This window comes from Sinorhizobium sp. B11, from assembly GCA_039725955.1.
Classification (GTDB): domain Bacteria; phylum Pseudomonadota; class Alphaproteobacteria; order Rhizobiales; family Rhizobiaceae; genus Rhizobium.
This window is the reverse complement of record CP091034.1, coordinates 150,805-177,087: the sequence shown is the minus strand read 5'-3', so window position 1 is coordinate 177,087 and position 26,283 is coordinate 150,805. Positions and strand designations below refer to the sequence as shown.

The 26,283-nt window shown below is 60.3% G+C and carries 29 protein-coding genes; 9 read left to right on the top strand and 20 right to left on the bottom strand.

The features are described 5' to 3' along the window. The first annotated feature begins 6 nt into the window (after positions 1–6). Complete coding sequence (locus tag LVY75_10615) at positions 7–1,398, top strand: amidase (protein XAZ23695.1); 1,392 nt, start codon at positions 7–9, stop codon at positions 1,396–1,398. Between the two features lie 8 nt (positions 1,399–1,406). Here LVY75_10615 and LVY75_10610 read toward each other — a convergent pair whose 3' ends face one another. The 3 genes from LVY75_10610 to LVY75_10600 form a co-directional block, all read right to left on the bottom strand. Further along, positions 1,407–2,261, bottom strand: a complete 855-nt coding sequence (locus tag LVY75_10610) for an NlpC/P60 family protein (protein ID XAZ23694.1) — start codon at positions 2,259–2,261, stop codon at positions 1,407–1,409. Positions 2,262–2,297: 36 nt separating this feature from the next. Further along, positions 2,298–2,648, bottom strand: a complete 351-nt coding sequence (locus LVY75_10605) for a MarR family winged helix-turn-helix transcriptional regulator (protein XAZ23693.1) — start codon at positions 2,646–2,648, stop codon at positions 2,298–2,300. 133 nt (positions 2,649–2,781) lie between these two features. Beyond that, positions 2,782–4,173, bottom strand: coding sequence for a M17 family metallopeptidase (locus LVY75_10600; protein ID XAZ23692.1), 1,392 nt, complete (start codon positions 4,171–4,173; stop codon positions 2,782–2,784). A gap of 141 nt (positions 4,174–4,314) precedes the next feature. On the opposite strand from LVY75_10600, the gene LVY75_10595 reads away from it, so the two are divergent. Beyond that, positions 4,315–5,145 (top strand): tetratricopeptide repeat protein, encoded by an 831-nt coding sequence (locus LVY75_10595; GenBank protein XAZ23691.1) that lies wholly within the window; start codon positions 4,315–4,317, stop codon positions 5,143–5,145. A gap of 1 nt (position 5,146) precedes the next feature. Here the strand turns inward: LVY75_10595 and LVY75_10590 are convergent, their stop codons facing one another. From LVY75_10590 to LVY75_10540, 11 genes are all read right to left on the bottom strand, one after another. Continuing rightward, positions 5,147–5,779 (bottom strand): LysE family translocator, encoded by a 633-nt coding sequence (locus LVY75_10590; protein XAZ23690.1) that lies wholly within the window; start codon positions 5,777–5,779, stop codon positions 5,147–5,149. 143 nt (positions 5,780–5,922) lie between these two features. Then, positions 5,923–6,906: a type II secretion system F family protein gene (locus LVY75_10585; GenBank protein XAZ23689.1), complete on the bottom strand. Its 984-nt coding sequence runs from the start codon at positions 6,904–6,906 to the stop codon at positions 5,923–5,925. 14 nt (positions 6,907–6,920) lie between these two features. Next, complete coding sequence (locus LVY75_10580; GenBank protein ID XAZ23688.1) at positions 6,921–7,928, bottom strand: type II secretion system F family protein; 1,008 nt, start codon at positions 7,926–7,928, stop codon at positions 6,921–6,923. Position 7,929: 1 nt separating this feature from the next. Continuing rightward, positions 7,930–9,414, bottom strand: a complete 1,485-nt coding sequence (locus LVY75_10575) for a CpaF family protein (GenBank protein ID XAZ23687.1) — start codon at positions 9,412–9,414, stop codon at positions 7,930–7,932. A gap of 23 nt (positions 9,415–9,437) precedes the next feature. Further along, positions 9,438–10,715: a CpaE family protein gene (locus LVY75_10570; GenBank protein XAZ23686.1), complete on the bottom strand. Its 1,278-nt coding sequence runs from the start codon at positions 10,713–10,715 to the stop codon at positions 9,438–9,440. A gap of 17 nt (positions 10,716–10,732) precedes the next feature. After that, entirely contained in the window at positions 10,733–11,485 is a 753-nt protein-coding gene (locus LVY75_10565; protein ID XAZ23685.1) for a CpaD family pilus assembly protein, read from the bottom strand. Then, positions 11,482–12,987, bottom strand: a complete 1,506-nt coding sequence (locus tag LVY75_10560; protein XAZ23684.1) for a type II and III secretion system protein family protein — start codon at positions 12,985–12,987, stop codon at positions 11,482–11,484. Before LVY75_10560 ends, LVY75_10565 begins: the two co-directional genes overlap by 4 nt. Positions 12,988–12,998: 11 nt before the next feature. After that, positions 12,999–13,814 carry a Flp pilus assembly protein CpaB gene (gene cpaB / locus LVY75_10555; GenBank protein XAZ23683.1) on the bottom strand — a complete coding sequence of 272 codons (816 nt, stop codon included), beginning with the start codon at positions 13,812–13,814 and terminating at the stop codon, positions 12,999–13,001. Positions 13,815–13,924: 110 nt separating this feature from the next. Further along, positions 13,925–14,437 carry a prepilin peptidase gene (locus LVY75_10550; protein ID XAZ23682.1) on the bottom strand — a complete coding sequence of 171 codons (513 nt, stop codon included), beginning with the start codon at positions 14,435–14,437 and terminating at the stop codon, positions 13,925–13,927. A 99-nt stretch (positions 14,438–14,536) separates the two neighbouring features. Next, complete coding sequence (locus LVY75_10545) at positions 14,537–14,725, bottom strand: Flp family type IVb pilin (GenBank protein ID XAZ23681.1); 189 nt, start codon at positions 14,723–14,725, stop codon at positions 14,537–14,539. Between the two features lie 51 nt (positions 14,726–14,776). Then, a complete protein-coding gene (locus LVY75_10540; protein XAZ23680.1) occupies positions 14,777–14,965 on the bottom strand; it encodes a Flp family type IVb pilin in 189 nt (62 codons plus the stop codon). A 391-nt stretch (positions 14,966–15,356) separates the two neighbouring features. On the opposite strand from LVY75_10540, the gene LVY75_10535 reads away from it, so the two are divergent. The 7 genes from LVY75_10535 to LVY75_10505 all read left to right on the top strand — a co-directional run bounded on the left by LVY75_10535 (position 15,357) and on the right by LVY75_10505 (position 20,898). After that, on the top strand, positions 15,357–15,758 hold the full coding sequence (locus tag LVY75_10535; GenBank protein ID XAZ23679.1) for a pilus assembly protein N-terminal domain-containing protein: 402 nt from the start codon (positions 15,357–15,359) through the stop codon (positions 15,756–15,758). A 112-nt stretch (positions 15,759–15,870) separates the two neighbouring features. Further along, entirely contained in the window at positions 15,871–16,500 is a 630-nt protein-coding gene (locus tag LVY75_10530; protein XAZ23678.1) for a pilus assembly protein, read from the top strand. Next, positions 16,500–17,081, top strand: a complete 582-nt coding sequence (locus LVY75_10525) for a pilus assembly protein (GenBank protein ID XAZ23677.1) — start codon at positions 16,500–16,502, stop codon at positions 17,079–17,081. The genes LVY75_10530 and LVY75_10525 overlap by 1 nt, the downstream gene beginning before the upstream one ends. A 201-nt stretch (positions 17,082–17,282) precedes the next feature. After that, the gene (locus tag LVY75_10520) at positions 17,283–18,503 is read left to right on the top strand and encodes a phosphopentomutase (protein ID XAZ23676.1); all 1,221 of its coding nucleotides are present in this window, start codon (positions 17,283–17,285) and stop codon (positions 18,501–18,503) included. After that, complete coding sequence (locus tag LVY75_10515; GenBank protein XAZ23675.1) at positions 18,500–19,468, top strand: adenosine deaminase; 969 nt, start codon at positions 18,500–18,502, stop codon at positions 19,466–19,468. Before LVY75_10520 ends, LVY75_10515 begins: the two co-directional genes overlap by 4 nt. A gap of 110 nt (positions 19,469–19,578) precedes the next feature. Then, positions 19,579–20,208 carry a uracil phosphoribosyltransferase gene (gene upp, locus LVY75_10510; GenBank protein XAZ25685.1) on the top strand — a complete coding sequence of 210 codons (630 nt, stop codon included), beginning with the start codon at positions 19,579–19,581 and terminating at the stop codon, positions 20,206–20,208. Between the two features lie 123 nt (positions 20,209–20,331). Beyond that, positions 20,332–20,898 (top strand): TIGR02281 family clan AA aspartic protease, encoded by a 567-nt coding sequence (locus LVY75_10505; GenBank protein ID XAZ23674.1) that lies wholly within the window; start codon positions 20,332–20,334, stop codon positions 20,896–20,898. A gap of 6 nt (positions 20,899–20,904) precedes the next feature. Here the strand turns inward: LVY75_10505 and deoA are convergent, their stop codons facing one another. Genes deoA through LVY75_10475 form a run of 6 tightly spaced genes read right to left on the bottom strand, consistent with a single transcriptional unit; the run spans position 20,905 to position 26,279 of the window. Next, the gene (deoA, locus tag LVY75_10500) at positions 20,905–22,212 is read right to left on the bottom strand and encodes a thymidine phosphorylase (GenBank protein XAZ23673.1); all 1,308 of its coding nucleotides are present in this window, start codon (positions 22,210–22,212) and stop codon (positions 20,905–20,907) included. Position 22,213: 1 nt separating this feature from the next. Beyond that, the gene (deoC, locus tag LVY75_10495; protein ID XAZ23672.1) at positions 22,214–22,990 is read right to left on the bottom strand and encodes a deoxyribose-phosphate aldolase; all 777 of its coding nucleotides are present in this window, start codon (positions 22,988–22,990) and stop codon (positions 22,214–22,216) included. Between the two features lie 21 nt (positions 22,991–23,011). Continuing rightward, positions 23,012–23,806, bottom strand: coding sequence for a purine-nucleoside phosphorylase (locus LVY75_10490; GenBank protein ID XAZ23671.1), 795 nt, complete (start codon positions 23,804–23,806; stop codon positions 23,012–23,014). Beyond that, entirely contained in the window at positions 23,803–24,192 is a 390-nt protein-coding gene (locus LVY75_10485) for a cytidine deaminase (GenBank protein XAZ23670.1), read from the bottom strand. Before LVY75_10485 ends, LVY75_10490 begins: the two co-directional genes overlap by 4 nt. A 1-nt stretch (position 24,193) precedes the next feature. Further along, entirely contained in the window at positions 24,194–25,165 is a 972-nt protein-coding gene (locus LVY75_10480) for an ABC transporter permease (protein XAZ23669.1), read from the bottom strand. Positions 25,166–25,175: 10 nt separating this feature from the next. Next, positions 25,176–26,279, bottom strand: a complete 1,104-nt coding sequence (locus LVY75_10475) for an ABC transporter permease (protein ID XAZ23668.1) — start codon at positions 26,277–26,279, stop codon at positions 25,176–25,178. Positions 26,280–26,283 lie beyond the last annotated feature (4 nt).

Genomic DNA, 26,283 nt, shown 5'->3' with positions numbered 1-26,283 from the left:
CAGACCATGCCAGATACCAATTTCACCATCCGCGAGCTCAGGCGACGCTTCAGCGATAGAACCCTCTCGCCGCTCGAATACTGGCTTGCGCTCGAAAGGCATATCGATGCCTGGGAGCCGTCGATCGCAGCGCTTTATCTCTACGATCCGGAAGCGGCGCGCGAGCAGGCAAAGGCATCGGGCGAGCGCTGGATGAAAGGTGAAACGCTCGGCCCGCTCGACGGCATTCCGGTTACGCTCAAGGAGTTGATCGCCACCAGGGGACAACCGGTGCCGCTCGGCACGAAGGCGGTCGAGCTGAAGCCAGCGGAAGCGGATGCGCCGGCGGCGGCGCGGCTGCGGGAGGACGGCGCTGTTATCTTTGCCAAGACCACCTGCCCCGACTACGGCATGCTTTCGTCGGGTCTTTCGAGCTTCCATCATCTGAGCCGAAACCCTTGGAATATCTCACAGAACCCCGGTGGCTCCAGCGCCGGCGCTTCCGCAGCGGCTGCTGCCGGCTACGGGCCATTGCATATCGGCACCGATATTGGCGGTTCGGTGCGGCTGCCGGCCGGCTGGACGGGTGTGTTCGGCTTCAAACCGAGCCATGGGCGCATTCCGGTCGATCCCTATTATGTCGGCCGCTGCGCGGGACCGATGACCCGGACGGTGGAGGATGCCGCCTATTCGATGGCGACGCTTTCGCGCCCAGACTGGCGCGACGGCACCAGCCTGCCGCCGAATGATTTCGACTGGATGGATCTTGCCATCGATCTCACCGGCATGCGGATCGGTCTGATGCTCGATGCCGGCTGCGGTCTTGCCGTCGATGACGATGTGAGGATATCGATCGAAGAAGCGGCCAGGCTTTTCGAGAAAGCCGGGGCGACGATTGTTCCTGTCGGACCGGTGCTGACGCGCGCCATGCTGGATGGGCTGGACAATTTCTGGCGCTCTCGTTTCTGGGGCGACATTGCCGGGCTCAGCGAAGAGCGCCGTGAGAATATTCTCCCCTATATCCATGAATGGGCGAAGGGCGGTGCCGACGTCAGCGGTGTCGATGCCGTGAAGGGCTTCAACCAGACGATCGAGATGCGCAAGACCTGCGGGCGCCTGTTCACCGAGGTCGATGCGGTGCTCTCTCCGACCAATCCGATCGTCTCCTATCCGGCTGAATGGGCTTCGCCCACCAATGATCCGAAACAGCCCTTCGAGCATATCGCCTTCACCGTGCCGTGGAACATGTCGGAGCAGCCGGCATCCTCGATCAATTGCGGCTTTTCGGCATCGGGCATGCCGATCGGGCTGCAGATCGTCGGGCCGCGCTTCGATGACATGCGGGTGCTGAAACTCTCGAAAGCATTCGAGGATTGGACGGGTGGCATCAAGGACTGGCCGAAGCCGCCCGTGGCCTGAAGGCAATCTCAGAACGGGCGGCGATAGCCTGTCGGCTGCTCGTAGAGCCAGCCGATGCGCTTGACGGCCGCCTCGAAATTCTCGCGCGCAACAGTCATCGTATGGCCGTTGGCGTGGATGATGGTTTCGGGATCTTCGAAAACGGCAACATGCCCTTTCCAGAAGACCAGATCGCCGCGGCGCACTTCCGAGCGCTCGATCGGCTCGCCAAGGCCTGCCGCCTGCATGTCGGTATCGCGCGGCGCGCTTCTGCCGGTCATCTGTAGGGCAAGCTGGAGGAGGCCGGAGCAATCGATGCCAAGGCCGGAGCGGCCGCCCCAGAGATAGGGCACCTCCAGGAAGCGGGCGGCGATATCGACATAGTCCTGGCCATCCAGCGCTCCAAGCGGCTGGAGATGCTTGGAGAAGATCGCAGTGCCATCGTCGAGCACCAGATAATGATTGCCGCGCGCTTCCGCTTGACCGGCAATGTGGACTCGGCTGCCCATCGACAGCACTGTCTTATACGGTTTGCGCAATTCCGGTTCCTCATAAAGGAAAGTGCGCTGCGGAACGACGATGTGAGTCGGGGCGTTGGCTGCCTCTGCAACTGCGCTTGCTGGCAGGTAACCGACATAGCCATCGGATGTAGCCTTGACCCAGCACCAGCCGTCAGCGCGATCGAATATCGTGACATCCTCGCCATAGAGCAGTTCCGTATCGATCCCGCGGGCAAGGTCCGGTTCGGGGCGCAGGGCGATGACCGGGACACGGACGTGGGCCGGCGTGCCGCTCACAAAGCGCGCCGCTTCGACCTTGCCCTCAAGGCCGGCTTCCGCAAGATCCGGGCGATAGGCATGGAGGCGGCGGTCGAGCATCGTCATGACATTCCTTTCAGCGTGGCCTTTTGAGCTGGCCTTTCAGACCGGAAGCTTGCGGCCCTGCTCGCGCACGAGGTCGCCGAGCTTTTCGAGATAGAGCGCCCCGCCAACGGTGCGCTTGATGATGACGTTGCGCCGGTCGGCATCGTCACGGACGCGATCGACGAGGCCCATGTCCCCCATCGTATCCAGCGCCCGGGTGATGACCGGTTTCGTCACGTCCAGCGTCGCGGCCAGTCCGCGCACGGTATGCGGTGGCGGCACAAGATAGATATGCAGCAGGATCGCCATCTGACGCAACGTCAAATCTCGGTCGTCGTGGCGGACCTGGTTGAGCGCCACGCCATGCCAGAGGCCAAGCGCCTGCGAGGCGGTCAGTTCAATCGGCACGGCCCCTCCGGAAATCGTTACGCTAACGTTTCATTTTCCGGCAGTTACAGCGAGCAAGCAAGAGGCGGCACAGAATGCCGCCTCGCAAGGTGAATAAAATTTTAACGATCGGGTCAGCGATGGCCTTGGCGGTTCAGCGCATGCTGTGACGGATATGATGATAGAGCGCGCGGATAGCCTGCGCCTCACCGCCTCCAGGCGAATGTGGGCGCTCGTTCGGCGCCCAGCCGTAGATATCGAAATGCGCCCAGCTCTTCGCCTTGCTGACGAAGCGCTTGAGGAAAAGCGCGGCGGTGATGGCGCCCGCCATGCCCCCCGCCGGAGCATTGGTGATATCGGCGAATTTGGTGCGGATATCTTTCTCGTAGCCGGCATAAAGCGGCAGCCGCCAGAGCGGATCATCCGTCTCGAGGCTTGCTTCCATCAGGTCGTGGGCAAGATTCGCATCATCCGTGAAGAAGGGCGGCAGATCGGGGCCGAGAGCAACGCGGGCAGCGCCTGTCAGGGTTGCCATATCGATCAAGAGATCAGGTTCTTCCTCGTCGGCATAGGCGAGCGCATCGGCCAGGATCAGGCGACCTTCGGCATCGGTGTTGTCGATCTGGACCGTCAACCCCTTGCGGCTCTTGTAGATGTCGCCGGGACGGAAGGCATTGGACGAGATGGAATTCTCGACGACCGGGATGATGACACGCAGGTCCACCTTCAGCTTGGCATCCATGATCATGAGCGCCAGGCCCATGACATTTGCCGCGCCGCCCATGTCCTTCTTCATCAGCAGCATGGAGGAAGCCGGCTTGATGTCGAGGCCACCCGTATCGAAGCAGACGCCCTTGCCGACCAGCGTGACCTTGCGGTGTCCCTTCTTGCCCCAGCGCAGCTCCAAGAGGCGCGGCGCATCGGCACTGGCGCGACCGACCGTGTGCACGAGCGGGAAGTTTTCCTTGAGCAGGTCGTCGCCAATGATAACCGACATCTCTGCCTTGTAGTGGGCAGCGAGATCGCGGAAAGCCGCTTCGAGCTGTTCCGGTCCCATGTCGTTGGTCGGCGTATTGATGAGGTCGCGAGCGAGGAAAACGCCGGCGAGCTGACGCTTGATCTCATTGCCGTCGGCATCGCGCGGGATCATCAGCGTCGCCGCCGGGATTTTTTCAGACTTGTAACGGTCGAAACGGTAGCTGCCGAGGCCGAAGCCGAGCGCCAGGCGATTGGCTGTCAGCGGAGCCGTTTCGATGTGCCAGTCGCCGGCCGGAAGTGCGCGGGCAAGCCTGCCCGTGATGTAAGGCTGCTCAGACGGATTGGTCCCAAGGCCGAAGAGCGCGCCGCCGAGGTGACCGTCGGCTGTCGGGATCAGAAGCAGCGAACCGCTTTCTGCCTTGTAGCCGGCTTTGCGTGCCCAATCGAGGGCGATCGGATCGATTGTCGCGGTGTCGATATGGGCGGGCGTGACAGCAAAGATCGGCAGCGTCGACCCACCCTTGGTGTTGAAAGGCGTCGGTCTTTCGGTGAACTGGAAGGGGGCCATGTTTGTCCTTAGAGGCGGGGGGCAGAATCACTTCTTAACGGTCTGTTAGGGTTAACAGACTATTGCTGGAGCGAAGATTGCGTCAAAACCTTTCCCTGTTCCGTTTTGAGGTCAGGCGCCGATTTCATTCAGGAACGCGCAATGCCCGTCTCGGCCTCTACTCCTCTTAAAAAGCGTGTTTTTCAAGGAACCGCCGCTGTTCTCGTCATGCTCGCGCTGGCCGGCTGCTCGACAACGGCAAAGGACCGGATGACAACCGGTTCCATCCCCAAGCTCGACAAGCCGGTCGAGCAGATGGACACCAACGAGTTGCGGGCCGCCACCAACCGTGTCGGCCAGGCCTATGAGAAGAACCCGCGCGATCCGGTCAATGGCGTAAACTATGCCAACCTGCTACGGATGAACGGACGCGACGCGCAAGCGCTTGCCGTCATGCAGCAGGTCGCGATCGCCAATCCCGGTGATCGCAACGTGCTGGCAGCCTATGGCAAGGCGCAAGCGGCCACAGGACAGCTTCAGCAGGCGCTCGATACGATCGGCAGAGCACAGACGCCCGACCGTCCCGACTGGCGACTGATCTCGGCGGAAGGCGCGATCCTCGATCAGATGGGCAAGCCGAACGACGCACGACAGCGCTATCGCGATGCGCTCGACATCCAGCCGAACGAACCTTCGATCCTTTCCAATCTCGGCATGTCTTATCTTCTGACAGGCGATCTGCGCACGGCGGAAACCTATCTGCGCTCGGCCGCCGGCCAGCCTTCCGCCGATAGCCGTGTGCGCCAGAACCTCGCTCTCGTCGTCGGCCTGCAAGGCCGCTTTCCCGAGGCCGAGCAGATCGCGCGGCGCGAACTCTCGCCGCAGCAGGCCGATGCGAATGTCGCCTATCTGCGCGGCATGCTTTCCCAGCAGAATTCCTGGCAGAAGCTCGCGGCGAAGGACTCCACACCTTCCGCCAGCAATACCAACTAAGTCATCTGCTGCTCAATCCGGACAGGATGAGACGCAGGCCGAGACCCGCCATGACCGCGCCCGCGGCCCTGTCGATCCAGGCCTTGGCAGCAAGATAGACTTTGCGCGGCTGCTGGGCCGAAAAGGCGAGCGCAACGATCGCATACCATCCCGCTTCGACCAGGAACACGCCAATCGGCAGTGCCAGCAAAAGCTCCACCGGCACCGTCTTGGGCAGCAGCGCCGCGAAGATACTGGCGTAGACCACGATCGTTTTGGGATTGCTCAACTGCGTCAGCATCGCTGCCGTGAAACTCCGCGCCGGCGTGCTTTTACCGGCTATGTCGCCTGAAAGCGCCAGCGGTTCGCTGGCGCCCTTCCAGATCGCGACAGCAATATAGATCAGATAGGCGCCGCCCGCGATCTTGAGAACGAGGTAAAGCCACTCGAATTGCGAGAGCAGCGCCGTCAAGCCGGCAAGGGCAAGGATGGCGAAGGTCACGCCGCCGATGCCCATGCCGAGTGCAGCAGCAAGCCCGTCAAAGCGGGAACGCGAAATGGCGATGCGCGAGACGACGACGAAACTCGGGCCGGGGCTCATGGCGCCGATCATCAAAGCGCTGATGATGCTGATAAAGATGCCCAGAGAGGACATGGCAAAACTCCATTCTCACACAATTCCGGATGTAAAACCGCCATGCAATTTTGCTGGAAATGCCCACCCGATCAAGGCCGCTCGCCGATGATCGCCGTTTGTTTTGCCGTTCTTGGCAAAAGCGGGGTTTCCGGATCTCTTAATCAGAACCGATCGGCGACCTGGATGCCGGCAGGGCCGAGGATGACGGCGATCAGCACGGGCAGGAAGAAGAGGATCATCGGAACGGTCAGCTTCGGCGGCAGGGCAGCAGCCTTCTTTTCCGCCTCGTTCATGCGTTCGTCGCGGCCCTCCTGGGCAAGGACACGCAGAGCTGTCGCAACGGGCGTGCCGTAGCGGTCGGCCTGAATGAGCGCCTGGGTGACGGAGCGGACCAGATCGATCTGGGTGCGGGTCGCGAGATTCTCAAGGGCGACGCGGCGATCCGGCAGGAAGGAGAGCTCAGCGGTCGTCAGCACCATTTCTTCGGCGAGCGGCGGTGACTGTTCGCCGAGTTCTTCGGAGACCCGGCGCATGGCTGCCTCGATGGAAATACCCGATTCTACGCAGATCAGCATCATGTCCAGCGCATCCGGCCAGGCGCGCTTGATGGATTGCTGACGCTTGCCCATACGGTTGGAAATATAGATGTTCGGCGCATAGAAGCCGATATAGGCGATGCCGATGACGATGAAGATCCGGATCGGCAGGCCCTTGTCGGCAAGATTGCCGAGACCGAACATCCAGAATGCGGCAACCGCCAGAAAAAGAAACGGCAGAAGAAAGCGCGCGACAAGGAAAGTGTTCAGCGCATTTTCCGAACGCAGACCAGCCGCGCGCAGCTTGTTCATCGTGTTGTCGTCGACAAGCGCCTTGCGCAGATTGAACCGCTCGACAATTTGACGGACGGATCGATTGTTCTGGTTTCTGAGCGTCGCCTTACTGCCAGTGTCGGCATTCATACGGGCGCGCTCGCGGGCGCGGATCTGCTCACGCTCGGTCGAGACGGCCTTCATGCGCTTGTTGAGATCACCACGCTCGAAAAAAGGAACGGCAAGCGTGTAGAAAGTGGCAAAGACAGCGATGGCGACGAGCACCGCCACGATCATGGCGGGATCGGTCAATGTTGCGGCGAGTTCCTGCGACATGTGCCTTGCTCCCGCTAGATATCGAAATTGATCATGTTGCGCATCACGAAGATACCGATCGACATCCAAACCGCCGAAAAGCCCATGATGAAGTGGCCGCGCGGATCGGTGAACAAGAGCATCATGTATTGCGGCGACGTGAGGTAAACGAGCAGGGCAACGATAAAAGGCAGGGCGCCGATGATGCAGGCCGATGCCTTGGCTTCCATCGACAGCGCCTTGACCTTGGCCTTCATCTTCTTGCGGTCACGCAGCACCTTTGAAAGGTTGCCGATCGCTTCCGACAGGTTGCCGCCAGCCTGCGACTGGATGGCGATGACGATCGCGAAGAAATTGACTTCCTGCAACGGCATCTGATTGGTCATGCGGGCGCAGGCTTCGGGCACGCTGAGGCCGACCTGCTGCGATTCGACGATACGGCGGAATTCGCCCTTGACCGGCTCGACCCCATCGGTCGCAACGAGGCGGATCGCGTCGTTCAGCGGCAGGCCGGAGCGGATGGAGCGGACGATAACGTCGAGCGCATTCGGAAATTCATCAAGGAACTTGTTCTGGCGGCGCGAAATGAGGAAGCCCAGCACCCAGCGCGGCAGACCAAGCCCTGCGGCCACGGGGATACCGAGCATGACCGGTGTCGATGCGCCGGCAATAAAAAGCAAGACCAGCAGCACAAGTGCGAAGAACGCGCTGAAGAGATAGAAACGGGTTGGCGTGATCGGCAGTCCCGCCTGCACCAGGCGGGATTTCAGCGACAGCGTTTTCTTGGTCTTCTCATGCTGCCGTTTTTCGAGATCCTTCAGGCTGTCCTGTACCGATTTTCGGCGCTTCGACAGTTCCTGCACGCGGTCGCGGGCAGCCTTGACCTTGGTGCGATCGACTTCGGCCGATTTGACGCGGTTGATGCGACTTGCCGATTTCTTGTCGCTCTCGATACGCGAGAACAATACGGCATAGCTCACCGCTGCCGCCGCAACGGCTGCAAGAACGACAATTGCCAGCACTGTCGGATCGATGCCGAACATCTCAATCCTTCGATTTCAGTTCCATCTCGTCGAGCGCAGCGGCGAGGCGTTTTTCTTCGTTGTAGTAGCGGGCGCGATCCCAGAAATGCGGCTTGCCGATACCGGTCGACATATGGCGGCCAATCAGACGGCCGCTCGCGTCCTCGCCTTCAATCTCGTAACGCATCAGATCCTGAGTGATGATGACGTCGCCTTCCATGCCGATCACCTCGGTGATCTGGGTGATGCGACGCGAGCCGTCACGAAGGCGCTGCGCCTGGATAATGACATCGATCGAGGAGGAAATGATTTCGCGCACGGTCTTTGCCGGCAGGGTGAAGCCACCCATGGCGATCATCGATTCCATACGGCTCAGGCATTCGCGCGGGTTGTTGGCGTGGATCGTGCCCATCGAGCCGTCATGGCCGGTGTTCATGGCCTGCAGCAGGTCGAAAACCTCTGGTCCGCGCACTTCGCCGACGATGATGCGTTCGGGACGCATACGCAGGCAGTTCTTGACGAGGTCGCGCATGGTGATCTCGCCCTCGCCTTCGATGTTCGGCGGGCGGGTTTCCAGGCGCACCACATGCGGCTGCTGGAGCTGCAGTTCGGCCGTATCTTCGCAGGTAATGACGCGCTCGTCGCGGTCGATATAGTTCGTCAGGCAGTTCAGAAGCGTGGTTTTGCCCGAGCCCGTTCCGCCCGAGATGATGACGTTGCAGCGGACGCGGCCGATGATCTGAAGCACTGTCGCGCCCTCAGGCGTGATGGCGCCAAAGCGCACCAGCTGATCGAGCGTCAGCTTGTCCTTCTTGAACTTACGGATAGTGAGTGCCGGGCCATCGATCGACAGCGGCGGCGCGATGACGTTGACGCGCGAGCCGTCGGGCAGGCGCGCGTCGCAGATCGGGCTCGATTCATCGACACGGCGGCCGACCTGGCTGACGATGCGCTGGCAGATCGAAAGAAGCTGCGAATTGTCGCGGAAGCGGATTTCGGATTCGATGGTCTTGCCGCCGACTTCGATGAAGGTCTGGCCGGCACCATTGACCATGATATCGGCAATGTCGTCGCGCGCCAGCAGCGGCTCGAGCGGACCGTAACCAAGCACGTCGTTGCAGATATCCTCGAGCAGTTCTTCCTGCTCCGAGATCGACATCGCGAAATTCTTGATAGTGATGATATCGTTGACGATATCGCGGATTTCCTCGCGTGCGCTTTCGCCATCCAGCTTGGAGAGCTGCGAGAGGTCGATCGTATCGATCAGTGCAGAAAAGACCTGCGCCTTGGTATCGTAATATTCATCCGTTCGGGCGGGCCGCTTGCGCTGCGGCGTCTGTATAGGCGGCGGCGCCACCTGCTGGCGGACAGGTTCGCGCGACGGCTCGACGAGCACCGCGGGACCGGATGGCGCTGCCGGGGCGGCAGCCGGCATCGGCGGCGGAGGAGCGGCGATACCGCCGGCACCGGCCTTTCCGAAACCTTCATTTCCGCGTTTTCCGAACATTGATCCGATCCAATTCTACTCGTTCACTTGCGCTTCAGAAGGCCGAGCAGGCCGCCCTTCCTGGATTTCTTGATCGCCACGCGACCCGTGACGATGTGCGAGATCTGCGAAAAGGTCTCTGATGTCGGCGACTTCGGGTCGACCTCGGAGATCATCCGGCCGCTGTTGGCGGCGTTACCGAAAAGACCGATATCGAAGGGAATGATGGCGATCGGTTCGACTTCCAGCGGCTCGCAGAAATCTGAAATCGAAATTTCCGGCCGCTTTGGCATGCCGACCTGATTGAGAATGAGATGCGGCACCTTGTCGTTCGGGCGCATCTTGCGGAGCGCATCAAGCATGTTCTTGGTATTGCGAAGGTTAGCGAGGTCGGGAACGGCGCAAATGACGACCTCATCGGCGCTCGAAAGGACCGAACGGGTCCAGTCCGACCAGGCATGAGGAACATCGAGCACCGTCACCGGCGCGCTGCGCTGCAGCACATCCATGACCGGCTGGAAGGCCTGGCCATCGAAATCATAGGCGCGATCGAGAAGCGAAGGGGCAGCCAGAAGCGAGAGATGCTCCGAGCACTTGGTCAGCAGGCGGTCGAGGAAAACCTCGTCAAGCCGCTCCGGTGCAAAGACAGCCTCGGCAATGCCCTGGGCCGGATCCTGATCGAAATCGATGTTCGCCGTGCCATAAGGCAGGTCGAGATCGGCCAGGATCGTTTCGGTCGAGAACAGGTTCGAGATCCCGAAGGCGCAATTGTGAGCGATGGTCGATGCGCCGACACCGCCCTTGGCGCCAATAAAGGCGATCGAGCGGCCAAGCGGCTCGGCTTCCGGATCGACGAAGATCGTCGCCATTGCGACCATGATATCCGGCATGGCGACAGGCTGGACCATATATTCGGAAATGCCGTTGCGGATCAGATCGCGGTAAAGACCGATATCGTTGTAGTAGCCGACGATGATGACCTTGGTCGAGGGATCGCAGACGGCAGCAAGTGGCGCGAGCTCGGCAAGCAGGCCCGCAGGATTCGCCCTGGTTTCAAGGATGATCAGGTTCGGGGTCGGTGCGCTGGAAAACATGTTCGCAGCCGCCGCCGTTCCGCCGCTGGTAATGCGCAGACTGACTTTCGACATGCGACGGTCATTGGCGCAGCGCTCCATCACCCGCTGCAATCCCTCGCTTTCGCAGAAGGCGTGAACGGAGATGCGCGGCAGCGGCCGCATATTTTCCAGTTCGCCCATGCGCATAGCCTCTTCGGCATGGCGGAGCTCGCTGGTATTCTTGATTTCGTAGTCGACGGTGCTCATCGTTTCATCCCGCCTGATCAGAAACCGGTCTGGCCGGAATCGACATCATCGATCGTGGTCGTGGTCGTCCGGTATTCCTGGATCGCCTGATTGCGCCGCTCGGCGTCGATCGGAGTCATGCCGCGCGGAGCAACAAAATCTTCCGGATTGGCGACCTGAGCGGCGAGGTTGTTCTGCGAGGCACAGCCGAAATTGTAGTAATTCTGGTTCGTGAAGTCTGCCGAGATATCCCTCGGCCACTGACCGCACTGGGTCGTTACCGCCGTCATACCGGTAAAACTCAAGCGTATCGGCGCAGCGTCGCGGAGACCGGTTGCTGCATAGGACGTATTGATGATCTTGTTGCTGGCAATGCCACGCGAAGCAAGTTCGGCACGAACCTGGCTGCGCAGGGCGCGAGCCGCGCCTGCATTGACTGATCCCTCCGGAGACAGGATATAGACCGGGCCGGAAGCGCGCGACACGTAATTTTGCGCGAAGCCGCGAATCAACTCGCGCTGTGCGATCGTCAGGCGGCGATCGCTGGAGGCAACGGGAATATCGACCGTTTGTTCGGCTTCCGTCACGACGATCGGGTGGCGCTCCCGGTAATCATCAGGAATGCCTCCGGTCGTGAGCTGGTCACGCGGACCAGCGCAGCCGGAAAGAATTGCAACGGCGAGCGATGCAGCCACGAGCAGAGGCCTTGTCGTGCGGAAATGTATCGCGCTGTAATGGGCCATCGCCTGATCTCTGTTCGTATTCATCGGTTCAGACCCTGCCCCGCTCATTTGTAGATAAATCCGATGGAACCGTGGAACTGCGCATCGGCAACCGGTGCCTGGGAGCTGCCGTAGACTTTGTTGACGCGGTTCATGAAGAAGGCGGATGCGTCATCCGGCGGGCTGAAATTGTCATCCGGCCGATTGAGCTGATTGCGTGCCACCGGGCGCACCAGGTAGGGCGTCGCGATGATGACGAGTTCCGTTTCCTGACGTTCAACCCCCTTCTGGCGGAAGAGCGTGCCGAGAAGCGGGATCTTCGAGACGCCGGGAGTGCCGTTCATCGTCTGAGAGACGTTGTCGCGGATGAGGCCTGCAAGAGCGATCGAACCGCCCGAGGGGAGTTCGACCGAGGTCTCTGCAGAGCGGCGCTGATAGGTGGGCGCGGTCCCTGATACCGACGGCGCCGGCTCCGAGACATTGGTCTTGATCTGCAGGGCGATGCGGCCGGACGAAAGGACCACCGGCTTGAAAGCCAGATTGATACCGTAATTATAGGGAACGACCGTGACGTTGCCCTGGTTGTCCGTCGTCGAATAAAGAACCTGACCGCCGGAATTGAAAGTCGCGGCCTGACCAGAGATCGCCGTCAACGTGGGTTCGGCCAGCGTGCGGACGACCTTGCCCTGTTCCAGCGCGTTCAGATAGGTCGAAATATCGTACTTGCCGATCGAGTTCTTGAAGAGTGCCGCAAGGCCGCCACCGACGACGGATGTGGCCGTATCCGCCGAGGGACTACCAAGCTGGGCGACCGTCATGCCCGAGGAGTTGGTAACGAGATTGTCGAAACCGAGTTGCTTCAGGATTTCGCGACGAACCTCGGCGATCGTGACCTTGAGCGTGACCTGGTCTTCACCCTGGATCTGCAAGAGGTTGACCACCTGCGAGACCTGGCGGTTTTCGGCAAAGAGTGCAACTGCACTGTCGCCGCCGGTGCCTGACGCCGTTTCCGTGCGCGTCGTAGCTTCACCGCCCTTCAGGAACGCTTCAGCGAGCGATGCTGCCTGAGTTGCATCCTGTGGCGTGCGAACGGTACCCGTCAGCACGATATTGTCAGAAACGATCTCGACCTTGATGGCGGAGTCGGGAATGAAGCGGCGCAGATTGACCTCAAGCCCGGATACGTCGCGCTCGATCTCGATATCGAGGCTGACAACCTCCTCGCCGCTGGCGCCGAAAACGAAGATGTTGGTCTGCCCGACCTTCTTGCCGAATAGATAGATGCGCCGCGACGTCCGGGTTACGGCATCGGCCATGCTGGGATCGGAAACGAGAATGTCATGGGCGTCTTCCGGCAGGTCGACCACCAGCGCCTTGTTGAGGCCGAGCTTCAGACGGCGATGCGCGCCGGGACCGCCTTGGGAAATACGGATGAGGCTTTCGGAACCGGCACTGGCCTGCTTCACTTCGAAAGGCGCATGAAAGGAAAACGGCATAACGCCCGTCGCCGCCATTGCCAGAGAAAGGCAGCCGGTCAGGAAAAGCCTGGTGCGCTGTTTTGAGTTGCCCATCTGCATTTCCCTTACTCCGGCTTCACTGAGCCGGTGGCATCCGTAACGATGGAGCCGGACTTGATGACCTGGACGATTGCGCTGCCGTTGTCGCCACTCAGCAGGTAGTCTGCCGCGCTGGTGTCCTGCTCTTGCGCGTCGGCAACGGAGCGCAGGGCGAGTGAAAGGCGATCGGCCATCTGCTGGGCGACGGCCAGAACCTTGGTCTGGTCGGGGGTGAGTTCCAGCGTTGCTGTCGTGCCAACCGCAGCCTTGGTGCCGTCTTCCTTTTCCTCGATCTGCTGGTCGATGGCGAGAACGCGGACGTTACTCAAAACGGTTTCGGTTATATATTTGTCCGTGCCCTGCCCCTTACGCACCATGATCACGTCAACGCGGTCATTGGGGAGTATGAAGCCACCGGCACCGGTCGCCACGGAGATTTCGGTCGCCACGGCGCGCTTGCCGGCAGGCAGCAGCGAGGACAGGATTCGGCTGTTGGAATCGGCGACCTTCTCCGGACGGATCGGTTCGCCCTCGAAGACGGGCAAGCGCACGACAGCGCCCTGCAGATCCTTGATAGCGTCCGGCCGATCGGTCTCGGTAATGAAGCCCTGGACGACCCCGTTCTGGGGCCAGGCTATCCAGTGGACGGCCTTCTCATCCAGCCGCGCGCCGACAGGGAGATTGGCGCTGGAAACCAGGACGTTGACGGTCGGCTCTTTCTCGATGACGGATTGGACCTTCGTGACGACGTTGCCACTACCGGCCATGTTCATCGCAAGAAGACCGGCAAGGCCGGCTGCCACCACAGCGACAGCTAGGATAATAAGGCGGGCCGGTTTCATTGATCATTCCTTAGGGCACGACGCGTTCGCCCCGCAGAATGCTCAGGAATTGGTATAATTATAGTTAATGGAACACTTACATTTTAAGTTAACGGCCGATTAATACGCCGTCATTTCAGGCTTTCCAGCACAGCCAGGAACAACGGCGAGGACGGGAAGGCGACGAAGCCACCAATCGCGATGGCAACACCATAGGGGATCTTCTTGGCGAGCAGGAGCGAATTGGGAATGGGCAGGCCGATCGCCAATATCATATCTGCCTGCGAGCGGATCAACAGGATTGCGACCGTCACCAAGCCGCCGATGAAACTGACATAAACAAGAAAAGACAGCAGAGCTGGATCGTAACCGAACCAGATCGCGGCCGCGCTCAGAAGTTTCGCGTCTCCGCCGCCCATCACATTGAGCGCGAAGAGTGCAAAGCAAATGCCGAACACGATGGCGGCGCCAAGTGCGTGCATTCCGATTGCAGGAAGAGCCATGCCACTCAAAGGCGCCAGCACGGCGAACGAAATCATCAGGATCAACGACACCCTGTTCGGGATCGTCATCGTCAACAGATCGGATATGGCCGCGAAAGCCAGGCAGAGCGGAAAAACCAGAAGGATTGCAGCTACGATCATCTTCTCACCTGCCCCAAGTTCTCATCTGCCCAAGACAAACAGGCTCACGGCGGTTCGCTCGTGAGCCTGATTGCTGTTAGCCAGAGCGACGCTCCAGTATTACAGATTTGTCTTCGTCGTGGCATTGCTCAGCTTTAGACCGAGCTCGCCGAACGTATCGTTGAGCTTGCCGCCGAGCGTGGTGGCGCCAGCAACGAGGGCTACGGAAATGAGAGCGGCGATCAGGCCGTATTCGATTGCGGTCGCGCCGGATTCATCTTTCAAAAAACGGCTAAAAAGCTTGATCATGGTCACTCCTAGCTCCAGTTGATGTTCTGAACCAGAGCTACGCTCGAGTTGTTAGGGAGTGGTCTTCGTCGTAGCGTTGGTCAGCTTCGAACCGAGGCCAACGAACGTATCGTTGAGCTTCTGGCCGAGCGTGGTGGCGCCAGCAACGAGAGCTACGGAAATGAGGGCGGCGATCAGGCCATATTCGATTGCGGTCGCGCCGGATTCATCCTTCAGAAAACGGCTAAAAAGCTTGGTCATGGTTACTCCTAACTCCAGTTGATGTTCAGCACGTCCGCCAACTGTTGCCGTTGATCGGATGGCTGCAACCTACCGAATGGCCGTTTCCATCGACTTAAGGAAATGCGTTAACAAGGTGTAAACGAGACAACCGGCCCAGTCAGGGTAAGTAATCTCTTACCGCATTTGTTGCATTTCTAAGGAATTTCCGGAAGTAATGTGTAGCATTAGCTTCCAGGCATCCAGAAACGGCACACGTTTCTGCTATATGTCGATTCCATGCCTCGTCAGAGCGTGCCGAGACGATGCAATACGTTTCGCAAACGAACATGGCAGGAAAAGCTTAAAGCTTCGTTCACCATTTTTTTCCATTCTATTGGCAATCTGCATTGCGATCGTGAAAGAGGGCCAAATGCCATCGAACGGCAAGACCGTTTTCTTTGCCTGGGTAATTACGGCTCTTATGGCATCCGCAGCCTCCGCCCAGGAAGACATGCTGCGCGTCTATATGGATCACGCGCGCGTCCTGAAGCTCGATCGGCCCGTCAGCAAGGTCATTGTCGGCAATTCCAAGGTTGCCGATGCGACGGTCGCCGACTCCAAGACAATCGTCTTGACGGGCCGCGCCTTCGGCACGACCAACATCGTATTGCTCGATACCGGCGGCAACGCCATTCTGGACGAGCGCATCCTCGTTTCCATCGATGAAGGCAATACAGTGCGCGTCTATCGCCAGACAGAGCGCTCGGTTCTTTCCTGCACGCCCAATTGCGAGCAGCATTCGCAGCAAGGTGAGGCGTCTTCCGGAAACTAGTTAGTTGCGCCCAGCTCGCACCTATTCGTTAAAATAGCTGCTCCGACCTGAAACGGAAAATCAACGAACGCGGCTTAGTGTGGCGCCCGAAGAACATTTTCGGGGCCAGACCATGGCGATCAGTGAGCAGGAGACGGGCAAGGTGCGTGCGTCCCTCCGTTTATCCAGACTTCGCGCCCTGGCTCGCTCACGTGACGGCTCCGCGGCGATCGAATTCGCGCTGCTGGCCATTCCGTATTTCATTATCATATTCGCCATTCTCGAGACCTTCATCGCCTTTGCGGCGGAACAGCTCGTGTCAAACGGCGTCGATACGGTGAGCCGACAGATGCGGACGGGACAGATCACATTCGATCCTGCGCGCGCCGGCTCCCTGACACAGACGCAGTTCCGGCAGGCCTTTTGCAATGAGATCTCGATCATCATCCGCTGCTCGGCGACGGAGGCGGCGACACCTAGCAAGCTCTATCTGGATGTACAGAGCTTCACGAATTTTGCGTCCATTCCAACGACGATCCCGAGAATGTCTTCGGATAAGTATTCCGATCTCAAGACTTCGGATTTCAAGTTCACACCCGGCGGCCCCGGCTCGATCAACATGGTGCGTGCCTATTACCGCTGGTCCATTATTGTCGATCTCGTTCGTCCCTATGTCACAGGCCTTCGCCCTGTCGGCAGTTCCATGCCGAGCGAATATCTGATGGTCGCGACGGCTGCCTTCCAGAACGAGCAGTATCCATAATGGCGCGCCGCGGACTTCTGATAAGGCTGGCTTCAACAACGCGGCGATTTGCACGCGACCGCAAGGGTGTCGGCGCCATCGAGTTTGCAATCATCTTCCCGGTTCTCGTCATGCTCTATCTCGGCGCGTTCGAGATCACGATCGGGCTCAGCGTCAGCAAGCGCACGACACGTGCTGCCGGCTCGATCGCCGATATCATTACCCAGCAGCAGAGCGTGACAAAAAGCTCGCTGACGGATATCGCCAAAGCCGCCCCGGCAATCTTCGCACCCTATGACAGTTCCGGTCTTTCGTTGAAGGTCACGGCAATCCAGATCGACGGCAGCGCCAATCCTACCGTTCTTTGGTCCTGGGCCCAGAGCGGTGCGGCACCCTATGCCAAGAACAGCGCGGTTTCCGATGTGCCCACGGAAATGAAGAAGGCAAACAGCTTCCTCATCCGCACCGAACTCAGCATACCGTACACGCTGCTCGTCTTTGCTCCCAGCTTCTTGCCGGCAGAGACACGCACCATCACGATCAGCCGCAGCTACTTCTATCGCCAGCGTCAAAACGACAATATTCCCTGCGGCGACTGCTAAAGCGTATCGTGATCGCTAGGATCCGCCGACACCCTTTAAGTCCCTGTTTGATAGATGTCGTTCTCGCAAAACCGCTTTAGCGCAAGATGCGCGGCGCTTTCACAGCTCAAATTTGCCAAGCGGTTCCCGTCAATATATGGCTTGGCGCCAGACAGATCGTTCCAGCCATACGCTGACGACAGCAGATAATACGGGTGAAAAATGGCGCGGGCCTTTCTCTTCGTTCTGGATTCCTTCGGTGTCGGCGGAGCGCCGGATGCCGCAGCCTATGGCGATGAAGGCGCCGATACGCTCGGCCATATCGCCGAATTCTGTGCGGCAGGTGCAGCCGACCGAGCCGGACTCCGTTCCGGCCCCCTTGCGCTGCCGAACATGTCTGCGCTCGGGCTGCTGCATATTGCCCGGGCGGCCAGCGGCCAGTTTCCGGCCGGCATGCCGCTGCCGGACAAGATCTACGGTATCTACGGCGCTGCCAACGAAACGTCGCGCGGAAAGGACACGCCGTCAGGTCATTGGGAAATCGCCGGAACGCCTGTTACCTTCGACTGGGGTTATTTTCCGAGCGAGGGCGATGCCTTTCCGCAGGAACTGATCGATGCGCTCTGCCGCGCGGCTGACGTTCCCGGCATTCTCGGCAATTGCCATGCTTCGGGAACCGAGATCATTGCCCGCTACGGTGAAGAGCATATGCGCAGCGGCAAGCCGATCTGCTATACCTCCTCGGATTCCGTGTTCCAGGTCGCAGCTCATGAGGTCTATTTCGGCCTCGACCGCCTGCTCACCTTTTGCCAAATCGCACGCAGCCTGCTCGACCCCTACAATATCGGCCGCGTCATCGCGCGTCCTTTCATTGGCCAAAGTGCTGCGACCTTCCAGAGGACGGGCAACCGCCGTGACTTCTCGGTGCCGCCTCCGGAGCCGACGCTGCTCGACCGGCTTGTCCAACATGGCCGTAATGTGCATGCGGTCGGCAAGATCGGCGACATCTTCGCCCATCAAGGCGTTTCGCGGGTTATCAAGGCAAATGGCAACGACGCCCTGATGGATGCTTCCCTTGCCGCAATCGACGAGGCGGAGGATGGCGATATCGTCTTCACCAATTTCGTCGATTTCGACATGGTATATGGCCATCGCCGCGACGTGCCGGGCTATGCGGCTGCCCTCGAAGCCTTCGACACGCGCCTTACTGAAGTTCATCAGAAGCTGCGGGCCGGCGACCTCGTGGTCCTGACCGCCGATCACGGCTGCGATCCGACCTGGCGCGGCACGGACCATACGCGCGAGCGCGTGCCTATCATCGCCTACGGTCCCGGCATCAGATCGCGTTCGGTCGGCATACGCCGGACCTATGCCGATATCGGCGAGAGCATTGCGCGGCATCTCGGCATTCCCGCGGGGCCGCATGGGAGGAGTTTTCTGTGACATCGCATTTGAAGAAGGTCGAGCTGCACTGCCATCTGGAGGGTGCGGCTCCGCCTGATCTGACCGAGGCACAGGCGCGCAAATATGGCATCGACATCAGCGCCTGCCTGCAGGACGGTGCCTATGTCTGGCATGATTTCGCGAGCTTTCTGGAATGCTACGACAAGGTTTCCGAAGTCTACAAGACCGAGGAAGACTATGCGCTGCTGACGGAAACCTATCTGGAGGAACTTGCCGGCATCGGTACGATCTACAGCGAGCTCATCGTTTCGCCAGACCACGGCAAGCGCATCGGGCTCGGCGCGGACGCCTATATATCAGGTGTGTGTGAAGGCATCCGCCGGGCAAAGGCGAAAAGCGGCATCGAAGCACGGCTTATCGTGACCGGGGAACGGCATTTCGGCCCTGAGAGCGTCATCGGTGCTGCGGAATATGCGGCGAAGGCCAATAATCCCCTGATAACAGGCTTCAATCTCGCCGGCGAGGAGCGGATGGGTCGCGTCGCCGATTATGCGCGCGCCTTCGACATCGCCCGCGATGCAGGGCTCGGCCTCACCATCCATGCCGGTGAAGTTTGCGGCGCCTTCAGCGTTTCGGACGCATTGGACGAGGTGCGTCCCTCGCGTATCGGCCATGGCGTACGGGCGATCGAGGACGCCGACCTCATCAGGCGGCTGGCGGGCCTCGGCACGGTGCTGGAGGTCTGCCCTGGTTCAAACATCGCGCTCAAGGTCTTTCCAGACTTCGCATCGCATCCGTTGCGCAGACTGAGAGAAGCGGGCGTCAAGGTGACGATCAGCTCCGACGATCCACCCTTCTTCCACACATCGCTCAAGCGGGAATACGAGCTTGCCTCGGAGGCCTTTGCCTTCAGCGATGCTGAAATCAATGCTATGACGCGAACGGCCATCGAGGCCGCCTTCGTCGACGAAGAGACACGCAAGGCGTTGCTTGCCCGCCTTTAAAGGCGCGCGGGATTGTTAATGGTCCAGGCAAATCGGTCTCCGCTATTGCAGTGGAGGCGATTTCCATGGAAGAAACAGCCGATAAGAACAAAGAATTGGAAGGTTTCCCTATGGACGGCGTCACAGTCATCGATCACCCGCTCGTGCAGCACAAACTCACCATCATGCGGCGTAAGGAAACCTCGACAGGCAGCTTCCGCCGGCTGTTGCGCGAAATCTCGACACTGCTCTGCTATGAGGTGACGCGCGATCTGGAACTGACGATGGAGACGATCGAAACGCCGATCCAGGAGATGCAGTCGCCGATCCTCGAAGGCAAGAAGCTGGTCTTTGCCTCCATCCTGCGCGCCGGCAACGGGCTCCTGGAAGGCATGCTCGATCTGGTCCCTTCCGCCCGCGTTTCCCATATCGGCGTCTATCGCGACCATGAGACGCTGCAGCCGGTCGAATATTACTTCAAGGCGCCTGAAGATGTCGCCGAGCGTCTGATCATCGTCGTCGATCCGATGCTTGCGACCGGCAACTCCTCAATTGCCGCCATCGACAAGCTGAAGGAGCGCGGAGCGCACAATATCCGTTTCCTCTGCCTGCTGGCGGCTCCTGAAGGCATCAAGAACTTCCGCGCCGCGCATCCCGATGTTCCGGTCTTCACAGCAGCGATCGACAGCCATCTGAACGAGAAGGGCTATATCGTGCCCGGTCTCGGTGATGCCGGCGACCGGATGTACGGAACCAAATAGTTTCAATTTCCTTTACCAATTCCAAATCCTTCAGGCCCGGGCGGTTCGTCCCGGGCCTTTTTATGTCGCCGTTAGCAACTTTTCAGCACTTATGGCTTAGCTGATTGAAGTGTGAGGTCCCGCATGAGGCGGGGTTTATACAGGAAGGATTTCTGTTTCATGCTCATGCGTACCGTCATATTTGCCAGCATCGCGGCTGCGCTGGCGACACAAGTGCCTTCCCTGCTCACCCGCACGACGCAGCCCGGCAATACGATTTCCGCAAATTTCGTCTCGACCGAGGATAGCGCGCCCGATGCGCCGGCCACGATCGCCGATGGCGGCATGATCCGCCTGCAGGCCGATGCTCAGGGTCATTATACCGGCAATTTCAGGATGAACGGCAAGCCCGTACAGGGGTTGATCGATACCGGCGCCACCTTTGTCGCGCTGAACGAAAGCCTCGCCCGCAGGCTCGGCTTTACCGGCAACCAGCTCGATTTCCGCTATGCAGTCAATACCGCGAACGGCCAGACCAAGGCGGCGCATGTGACGCTCGATCGCATAGAGATCGGCGGCATTCGCGTTCGCAGCGTCGAAGCCTTCGTGTTGAAAGACGAGGCGTTGAGCGGCACGCTTGTTGGCATGAGCTTCCTGCAGAAGCTTGCCTCCTATTCCGTGGCCGACGGCTCCCTCAGCCTCAAGCAGTAAATTCCATCAGATACGGCCGGCGATGACAGGTGGAAGCTCCGGCTTCTCGTCTGCAATACGATAGTTTGCAGCAAGAGAGGCGACGGCCTTTTCGGCCGAAGCCTCGTCTGCCGCGTGAACGAGCGCGATCGGATCGCCCTCATGCACATGCGTTCCAAGCGGCAGCAGGCCGGTGAAGCCGACGCTGTGGTCGATCCGGTCGGCCGGATGGCGTCGTCCGCCGCCGAGATCGATGACGCTGACGCCGACATCACGGGCATCGCAGGCGGCGAGCCAGCCGGCGCGCGATGCCGGAACCGGCCGTTCGACGGGCGCCTTGCGCAGATAGGCATCCGGCCGTTCCAGAAGATCGGCCGGGCCGCCGAGCATATGGACCATGCGCGCGAAGATCTCCACAGCGTTGCCGGAAGAGAGAGCATCCTGCGCCTTGCTCTCCGCCTCGAGAAGCGAAGTCGCGATACCCGACTGCACGAGCATTTCGGCGGCAAAGGCAAGCACGATCGTTTCGAGGCGGGTACCGGTCTTTCGCCCTGCCAGAAAATCGAGGCAGTTGCGGACTTCCACGGCATTGCCGGCGCTATCGGCAAGCGGTTGGTTCATGTCCGTGATCAGCGCAGATGTCTTCACACCCGCGCCATTTGCGACCTCCACCAGGGAATGCGCCAGCACGATTGCCTGCTCCGGATCGGCCATGAAGGCGCCGTTACCGGTTTTGACATCGAGCACCAGGGTCTGAAGGCCGGCGGCAAGTTTCTTCGAGAGGATAGAGGCTGTGATCAGCGGGATGGAATCGACGGTCGCCGTTACATCGCGCACGGCATAGAGCCTGCCGTCGGCCGGCGCCAAAGCACCGGTCGGGCCGATGATGGCGCAGCCGACCTCTTTCACCACCTTGCGGAAGAGACCGGCATCCGGATTGATCGTATAGCCTGGAATGGATTCGAGCTTGTCCAGCGTTCCACCGGTATGGCCAAGGCCGCGACCTGATATCATCGGTACGGCCAGACCGCAGGCAGCGGCAATCGGGGCAAGCATCAGCGAGACGTTGTCGCCCACCCCGCCGGTCGAGTGCTTGTCTGCGACTGGCCGGCCGATGCCTTCCCAGGAGAGCATGTCGCCGGAGCGCGCCATGGCGAGCGTCAGTGCAACGGTCTCGGTGCGCGACATGCCCTTGAACCAGACGGCCATGGCGAATGCGCCGATCTGGCCTTCCGACAGATTGCCGGCAGCCAGCGCCGCGATAAAGGCGTCGATATCACCAGTCGGCAGTTCCGCGCCGTTGCGCTTCTGGCGGATGATCTCCTGCGGGATCATCTCAATAGCTCGAGGCTGCCGCCGGCTTCGGCTCCGTGCCGCTGAGAACGGAGAGGATATTGTCGAGCAGGCCGGACGCGCCGAAACGAAAGGTGGAGGGCATCGCCCAGTCCGGCGTCATGATGGTTTCGGCAAGGCTCAGATAAAGGGCAGCATCGGCGACGGTCGATATGCCGCCGGCCGGCTTGAAGCCCACCTTGCGACCACTCTCGCGGATCGCGCGGATCATGATGTCGGCCGCTTCGAGCGTCGCGTTGACGGCGACCTTGCCGGTGGAGGTCTTGATGAAATCGGTGCCGGCTTCGATCGCCAGTTCCGAGGCGCGGCGGATGAGAGCGGCATCCTTCAGCTCGCCGGCTTCGATAATGACCTTCAACAGGACAGGCGCAACACATTCGGCGCGCACGGCCGCGACCATATCGATAACGGCCTTCTCGTTGCCTGCCATCAGCTTGCGATAGGGGATGACGAGATCGATCTCATCGGCGCCATCGGCGATCGCCTCACGCGTTTCGGCGGCGACATCGGCGATTTCCATATCACCGGAGGGAAAATTGACAACGGTCGCAATACGGACCGGGTGGCCCTTGCCGAGCACGATGCGGGCATGGGCGACGAAACGAGGCCAGATGCAGATTGCCGCGCTGCTGCCATAGGGTGTCTGCGCGCGGGCGCAAAGCGTGTCGATCTGCTCCTGGGTGCAATCGTCCTTCAGGTTTGTGAGATCGAGAAGGGAAAGGGCGACGGCGGCCGTTTCCCGGCTGGAATGGCTGTTCATTTTCGCTTCCTCCACCGGCAATCAGTGTCCGGCAATCATTTCTTTGAGTATGGCGGCGAGACGGGCACCGCCAACCGGCGCCATATCCTTGGTTTCCTCGTGGCTGAGCTCGTTTCCGGTCATGCCAGCCCCATAGTTGGTGATTACCGAGGCTGCCGCAACCCTCAGGCCCAGCATTCTTGCGATGATGACTTCAGGCACGGTCGACATGCCGACCGCATCGGCGCCGAGAATACGCGCCATGCGGATTTCGGCCGGCGTTTCGAAGCTCGGGCCCGAGAACCACATGTAGACGCCGCTTGCGAGCGGGATGCCGAGCGTCTTCGCTGCCTTTTGCATCGCCGCCGAAAGCTCGGCATCATAAGCGTTGGTCATGCCGACGAAACGATGATCGCTCTCCTGCCCGATCAGCGGGTTCATGCCGGAATAATTGATGTGGTCGGCAATCTGCATGACCGAGCCGGGCGGAATGTCGTCTTTCAGTGAGCCCGCCGAATTGGTGAGGATCAGGGCCTCGACGCCGAGGGCGTGCAAGACCTCGATCGGCAGGCGCATGGCATTGGCATCGCCCTTCTCATAATAGTGGACGCGGCCGGAGAGCATGATGACCGGCACCGAGCCGAGATGGCCGGCGACGACCTCTCCGGCATGGCCGGAGACGGCGCTGACCGGGAAACCCGGCAGGTCCTTGTAAGGAATGCACACGACATCGGTAAGCTCGCTGACAAGCGAGCCGAGGCCGGAGCCGAGCACGATGCCGTAGCGCGGTTTGAGCCCGCCGAGCAGAGCCGCGAGCAGATCGATGGTCGCGATCATCCGAGTTCCGTCTCGAAGCTGAAGGGAAGAAGCTGTTCCATGGTCATCGTCTTCTTCACGCCGGCTTCGTCGCAAAGGTAGATCTTCGTGTCCTTGCCGGCGAATTCCGAGATCTTCTGCCGGCAGCCGCCGCAAGGCGGGCAGAGCGGCAGTTTTTCGGCGATGACGGCCATTTCGACGATCTTCTTCGCGCCACCCATGATCATGGCGCCGATCGCCGTCGGCTCGGCGCACCACCCTTGAGGGAAGGAGAGGTTCTCGATATTGGCGCCGGTATAGACCTTGCCATCCTCGGCGCGGATCGCCGCGCCGACCGGGAACTTGGAATAAGGAGCGTGCGCGAAGGCCATGGCGCCGCGCGCGGCTTCGAACAGGTCGTGAGACATATCAACGCTCCTTCGTATAGGGCACGCCGCCGGCCTTCGGCGGAATTGCAACGCCGATGAAGCCGGCGAGCAGAACACAGGTCAGGATATAGGGCAGTGCCTGGAAAACCTGTACCGGTACCTCGCCGATCAGCGGCACCTGTTTGCCCTGCATGAAATTCGCCAACGCATCGAGGAAGCCGAAGAGCAGGCAGGCGAACATGACCGGCACCGGCCTCCACTTGGCAAAGACGAGCGCGGCAAGCGCGATATAGCCCTTGCCCGCCGACATGTCCTTGATGAAGGCCGCCGATTGGGCGATCGCCAGATAGGTGCCAGAGAAGCCGCAGAGGATGCCGGCGCACATGACAGCGCGGTAACGCAGCCAGGTTACCGAAATACCAGCCGTATCCACCGCACCCGGATTTTCGCCGACAGCACGAAGACGCAAGCCGAAACGCGTGCGGTAGAGGACCCACCAGGAGAAGGGCACGGCGAGAAAGGCGAGATAGGTCAGGATATTGTTGCCGGAGATCACGCCGGCATAGAGCGGGCCAATGAGTGGCACGTCCCTGATAGCATCGGCACCCGGCAGAATGATCGGTGCGAAGCGGGCGTCGGGCGCGAGCTGCGGCGTGCGGCCGCCCTGGCCGAACCAGGCCTGGCCGAGCACGATGGTGATACCGGCGATGAAGAAGTTGATGGCCACGCCCGAGATGATCTGGTTGCCGCGATTGGTGATCGAGGCAAAGCCATGCACGAGGCTGAGCGCCACCGAGCAGACCACACCGGCGCCCAAGCCTGCCCAGGCCGAGCCAGTGAGATAGGCCACACAGGCGGCCGCGAAGGCAGAGCCCAACATCTTGCCTTCGAGACCTATATCGAAGATGCCGGCGCGTTCGGAAAACAGGCCGGCAAGTGCGGTAAAGATCAGCGGAATGGAGAGCCGGATCGTCGAACTCAGAACGCTGATGAAAATTTCATAATATTCCATCGTCTGTTCCTCAGGCTCGCTTGAACTGCTGGTAGATGCGCACCATTGCCGGGCGGAACATGTATTCCAGCGCACCGGCAAACAGGATCACCAGACCCTGGATGACGAGGATCATCTCGCGGGTGATGTTGGGCATTTCGAAGGAGATCCAGTCGCCGCCCTGATAGAGGACGCCGAAAAGGATCGCTGCGAAGATGATGCCGAGCGGATGGTTTCGTCCCATCAGCGACACGGCGATGCCGACGAAGCCGGCGCCACCGACGAACTCCACCTGCAGACGGGCCGACGAGCCCATGACCGGATTGAGCGCCATCATGCCGGCGAGCGCGCCTGACAGCAGCATGGCGATGATGATGGTGCGCGCATGAGGCGTGCCGGCATAGGCGGCGGCTGTCGGGCTGACGCCCAGCGTGCGCATATCGAAGCCGAGCTTGCTGCGCCAGACCAGCACCCAGACGAACCACGCGGCGAACAGCGCGATGATGAAGGAGACGTTGAACGGGGCCGCACCGAGCTTGGAACCGAACATGGTCATGACCCAGCCGAGCTTCGGAAGCTGCCCGCCCTCGAGAAAGGTGCGGGTTTCCGGCGCCATCTTGCCCGGCACGATCAGCACATGCACCAGCAAATAGACCATAAGGGCGGCTGCGATATAGTTGAACATGATCGTCGTGATGACGATGTGGCTGCCGCGCTTGGCCTGCAGGAAGGCGGGAATGAAGGCCCAGGCTGCCCCGAAGAGACCGGCTCCGATAACGGCGATCGGCATCGTCACATACCAGGGTACATAGTTGTCGAGCGCCAGCGCCACCAGCGCACAGCCAAGGCCGCCGACATAGGCCTGGCCTTCTGAGCCGATGTTGAAGAGGCCGGCATGAATGGCGACGGCAACGGAAAGGCCGGTGAAAATGAAACTGGTCGCGTAATAGAGCGTGAAGCCAATGCCTTCACCGCTGCCGAAGGCGCCTTCGATGAGCAGCGAGAGGGCAGCCAGGGGGCTTTCGCCGATCAGCCAGACGACGAAGCCGGAGATCAGGAAGGCAACGACCAGGTTCAAAAGAGGGATCAGACCGTAATTGATCCATCTCGGTAGTGTTACGGAAGCAGTGCTCATCGAG

Excerpts from the sequence above, each read along its gene's own strand:
- LVY75_10615 (XAZ23695.1), top strand. The coding sequence starts at position 7 with ATGCCAGATACCAATTTCACCATCCGCGAGCTCAGGCGACGCTTCAGC.
- LVY75_10610 (XAZ23694.1), bottom strand. The coding sequence starts at position 2,261 with ATGACGATGCTCGACCGCCGCCTCCATGCCTATCGCCCGGATCTTGCG.
- LVY75_10600 (XAZ23692.1), bottom strand. The coding sequence starts at position 4,173 with ATGGCCCCCTTCCAGTTCACCGAAAGACCGACGCCTTTCAACACCAAG.
- LVY75_10595 (XAZ23691.1), top strand. The coding sequence starts at position 4,315 with ATGCCCGTCTCGGCCTCTACTCCTCTTAAAAAGCGTGTTTTTCAAGGA.
- LVY75_10590 (XAZ23690.1), bottom strand. The coding sequence starts at position 5,779 with ATGTCCTCTCTGGGCATCTTTATCAGCATCATCAGCGCTTTGATGATC.
- LVY75_10585 (XAZ23689.1), bottom strand. The coding sequence starts at position 6,906 with ATGTCGCAGGAACTCGCCGCAACATTGACCGATCCCGCCATGATCGTG.
- LVY75_10580 (XAZ23688.1), bottom strand. The coding sequence starts at position 7,928 with ATGTTCGGCATCGATCCGACAGTGCTGGCAATTGTCGTTCTTGCAGCC.
- LVY75_10575 (XAZ23687.1), bottom strand. The coding sequence starts at position 9,414 with ATGTTCGGAAAACGCGGAAATGAAGGTTTCGGAAAGGCCGGTGCCGGC.
- LVY75_10570 (XAZ23686.1), bottom strand. The coding sequence starts at position 10,715 with ATGAGCACCGTCGACTACGAAATCAAGAATACCAGCGAGCTCCGCCAT.
- LVY75_10565 (XAZ23685.1), bottom strand. The coding sequence starts at position 11,485 with ATGAGCGGGGCAGGGTCTGAACCGATGAATACGAACAGAGATCAGGCG.
- LVY75_10560 (XAZ23684.1), bottom strand. The coding sequence starts at position 12,987 with ATGGGCAACTCAAAACAGCGCACCAGGCTTTTCCTGACCGGCTGCCTT.
- cpaB (XAZ23683.1), bottom strand. The coding sequence starts at position 13,814 with ATGAAACCGGCCCGCCTTATTATCCTAGCTGTCGCTGTGGTGGCAGCC.
- LVY75_10550 (XAZ23682.1), bottom strand. The coding sequence starts at position 14,437 with ATGATCGTAGCTGCAATCCTTCTGGTTTTTCCGCTCTGCCTGGCTTTC.
- LVY75_10545 (XAZ23681.1), bottom strand. The coding sequence starts at position 14,725 with ATGATCAAGCTTTTTAGCCGTTTTTTGAAAGATGAATCCGGCGCGACC.
- LVY75_10540 (XAZ23680.1), bottom strand. The coding sequence starts at position 14,965 with ATGACCAAGCTTTTTAGCCGTTTTCTGAAGGATGAATCCGGCGCGACC.
- LVY75_10535 (XAZ23679.1), top strand. The coding sequence starts at position 15,357 with ATGCCATCGAACGGCAAGACCGTTTTCTTTGCCTGGGTAATTACGGCT.
- LVY75_10530 (XAZ23678.1), top strand. The coding sequence starts at position 15,871 with ATGGCGATCAGTGAGCAGGAGACGGGCAAGGTGCGTGCGTCCCTCCGT.
- LVY75_10525 (XAZ23677.1), top strand. The coding sequence starts at position 16,500 with ATGGCGCGCCGCGGACTTCTGATAAGGCTGGCTTCAACAACGCGGCGA.
- LVY75_10520 (XAZ23676.1), top strand. The coding sequence starts at position 17,283 with ATGGCGCGGGCCTTTCTCTTCGTTCTGGATTCCTTCGGTGTCGGCGGA.
- upp (XAZ25685.1), top strand. The coding sequence starts at position 19,579 with ATGGACGGCGTCACAGTCATCGATCACCCGCTCGTGCAGCACAAACTC.
- LVY75_10505 (XAZ23674.1), top strand. The coding sequence starts at position 20,332 with ATGAGGCGGGGTTTATACAGGAAGGATTTCTGTTTCATGCTCATGCGT.
- deoA (XAZ23673.1), bottom strand. The coding sequence starts at position 22,212 with ATGATCCCGCAGGAGATCATCCGCCAGAAGCGCAACGGCGCGGAACTG.
- deoC (XAZ23672.1), bottom strand. The coding sequence starts at position 22,990 with ATGAACAGCCATTCCAGCCGGGAAACGGCCGCCGTCGCCCTTTCCCTT.
- LVY75_10490 (XAZ23671.1), bottom strand. The coding sequence starts at position 23,806 with ATGATCGCGACCATCGATCTGCTCGCGGCTCTGCTCGGCGGGCTCAAA.
- LVY75_10485 (XAZ23670.1), bottom strand. The coding sequence starts at position 24,192 with ATGTCTCACGACCTGTTCGAAGCCGCGCGCGGCGCCATGGCCTTCGCG.
- LVY75_10480 (XAZ23669.1), bottom strand. The coding sequence starts at position 25,165 with ATGGAATATTATGAAATTTTCATCAGCGTTCTGAGTTCGACGATCCGG.
- LVY75_10475 (XAZ23668.1), bottom strand. The coding sequence starts at position 26,279 with ATGAGCACTGCTTCCGTAACACTACCGAGATGGATCAATTACGGTCTG.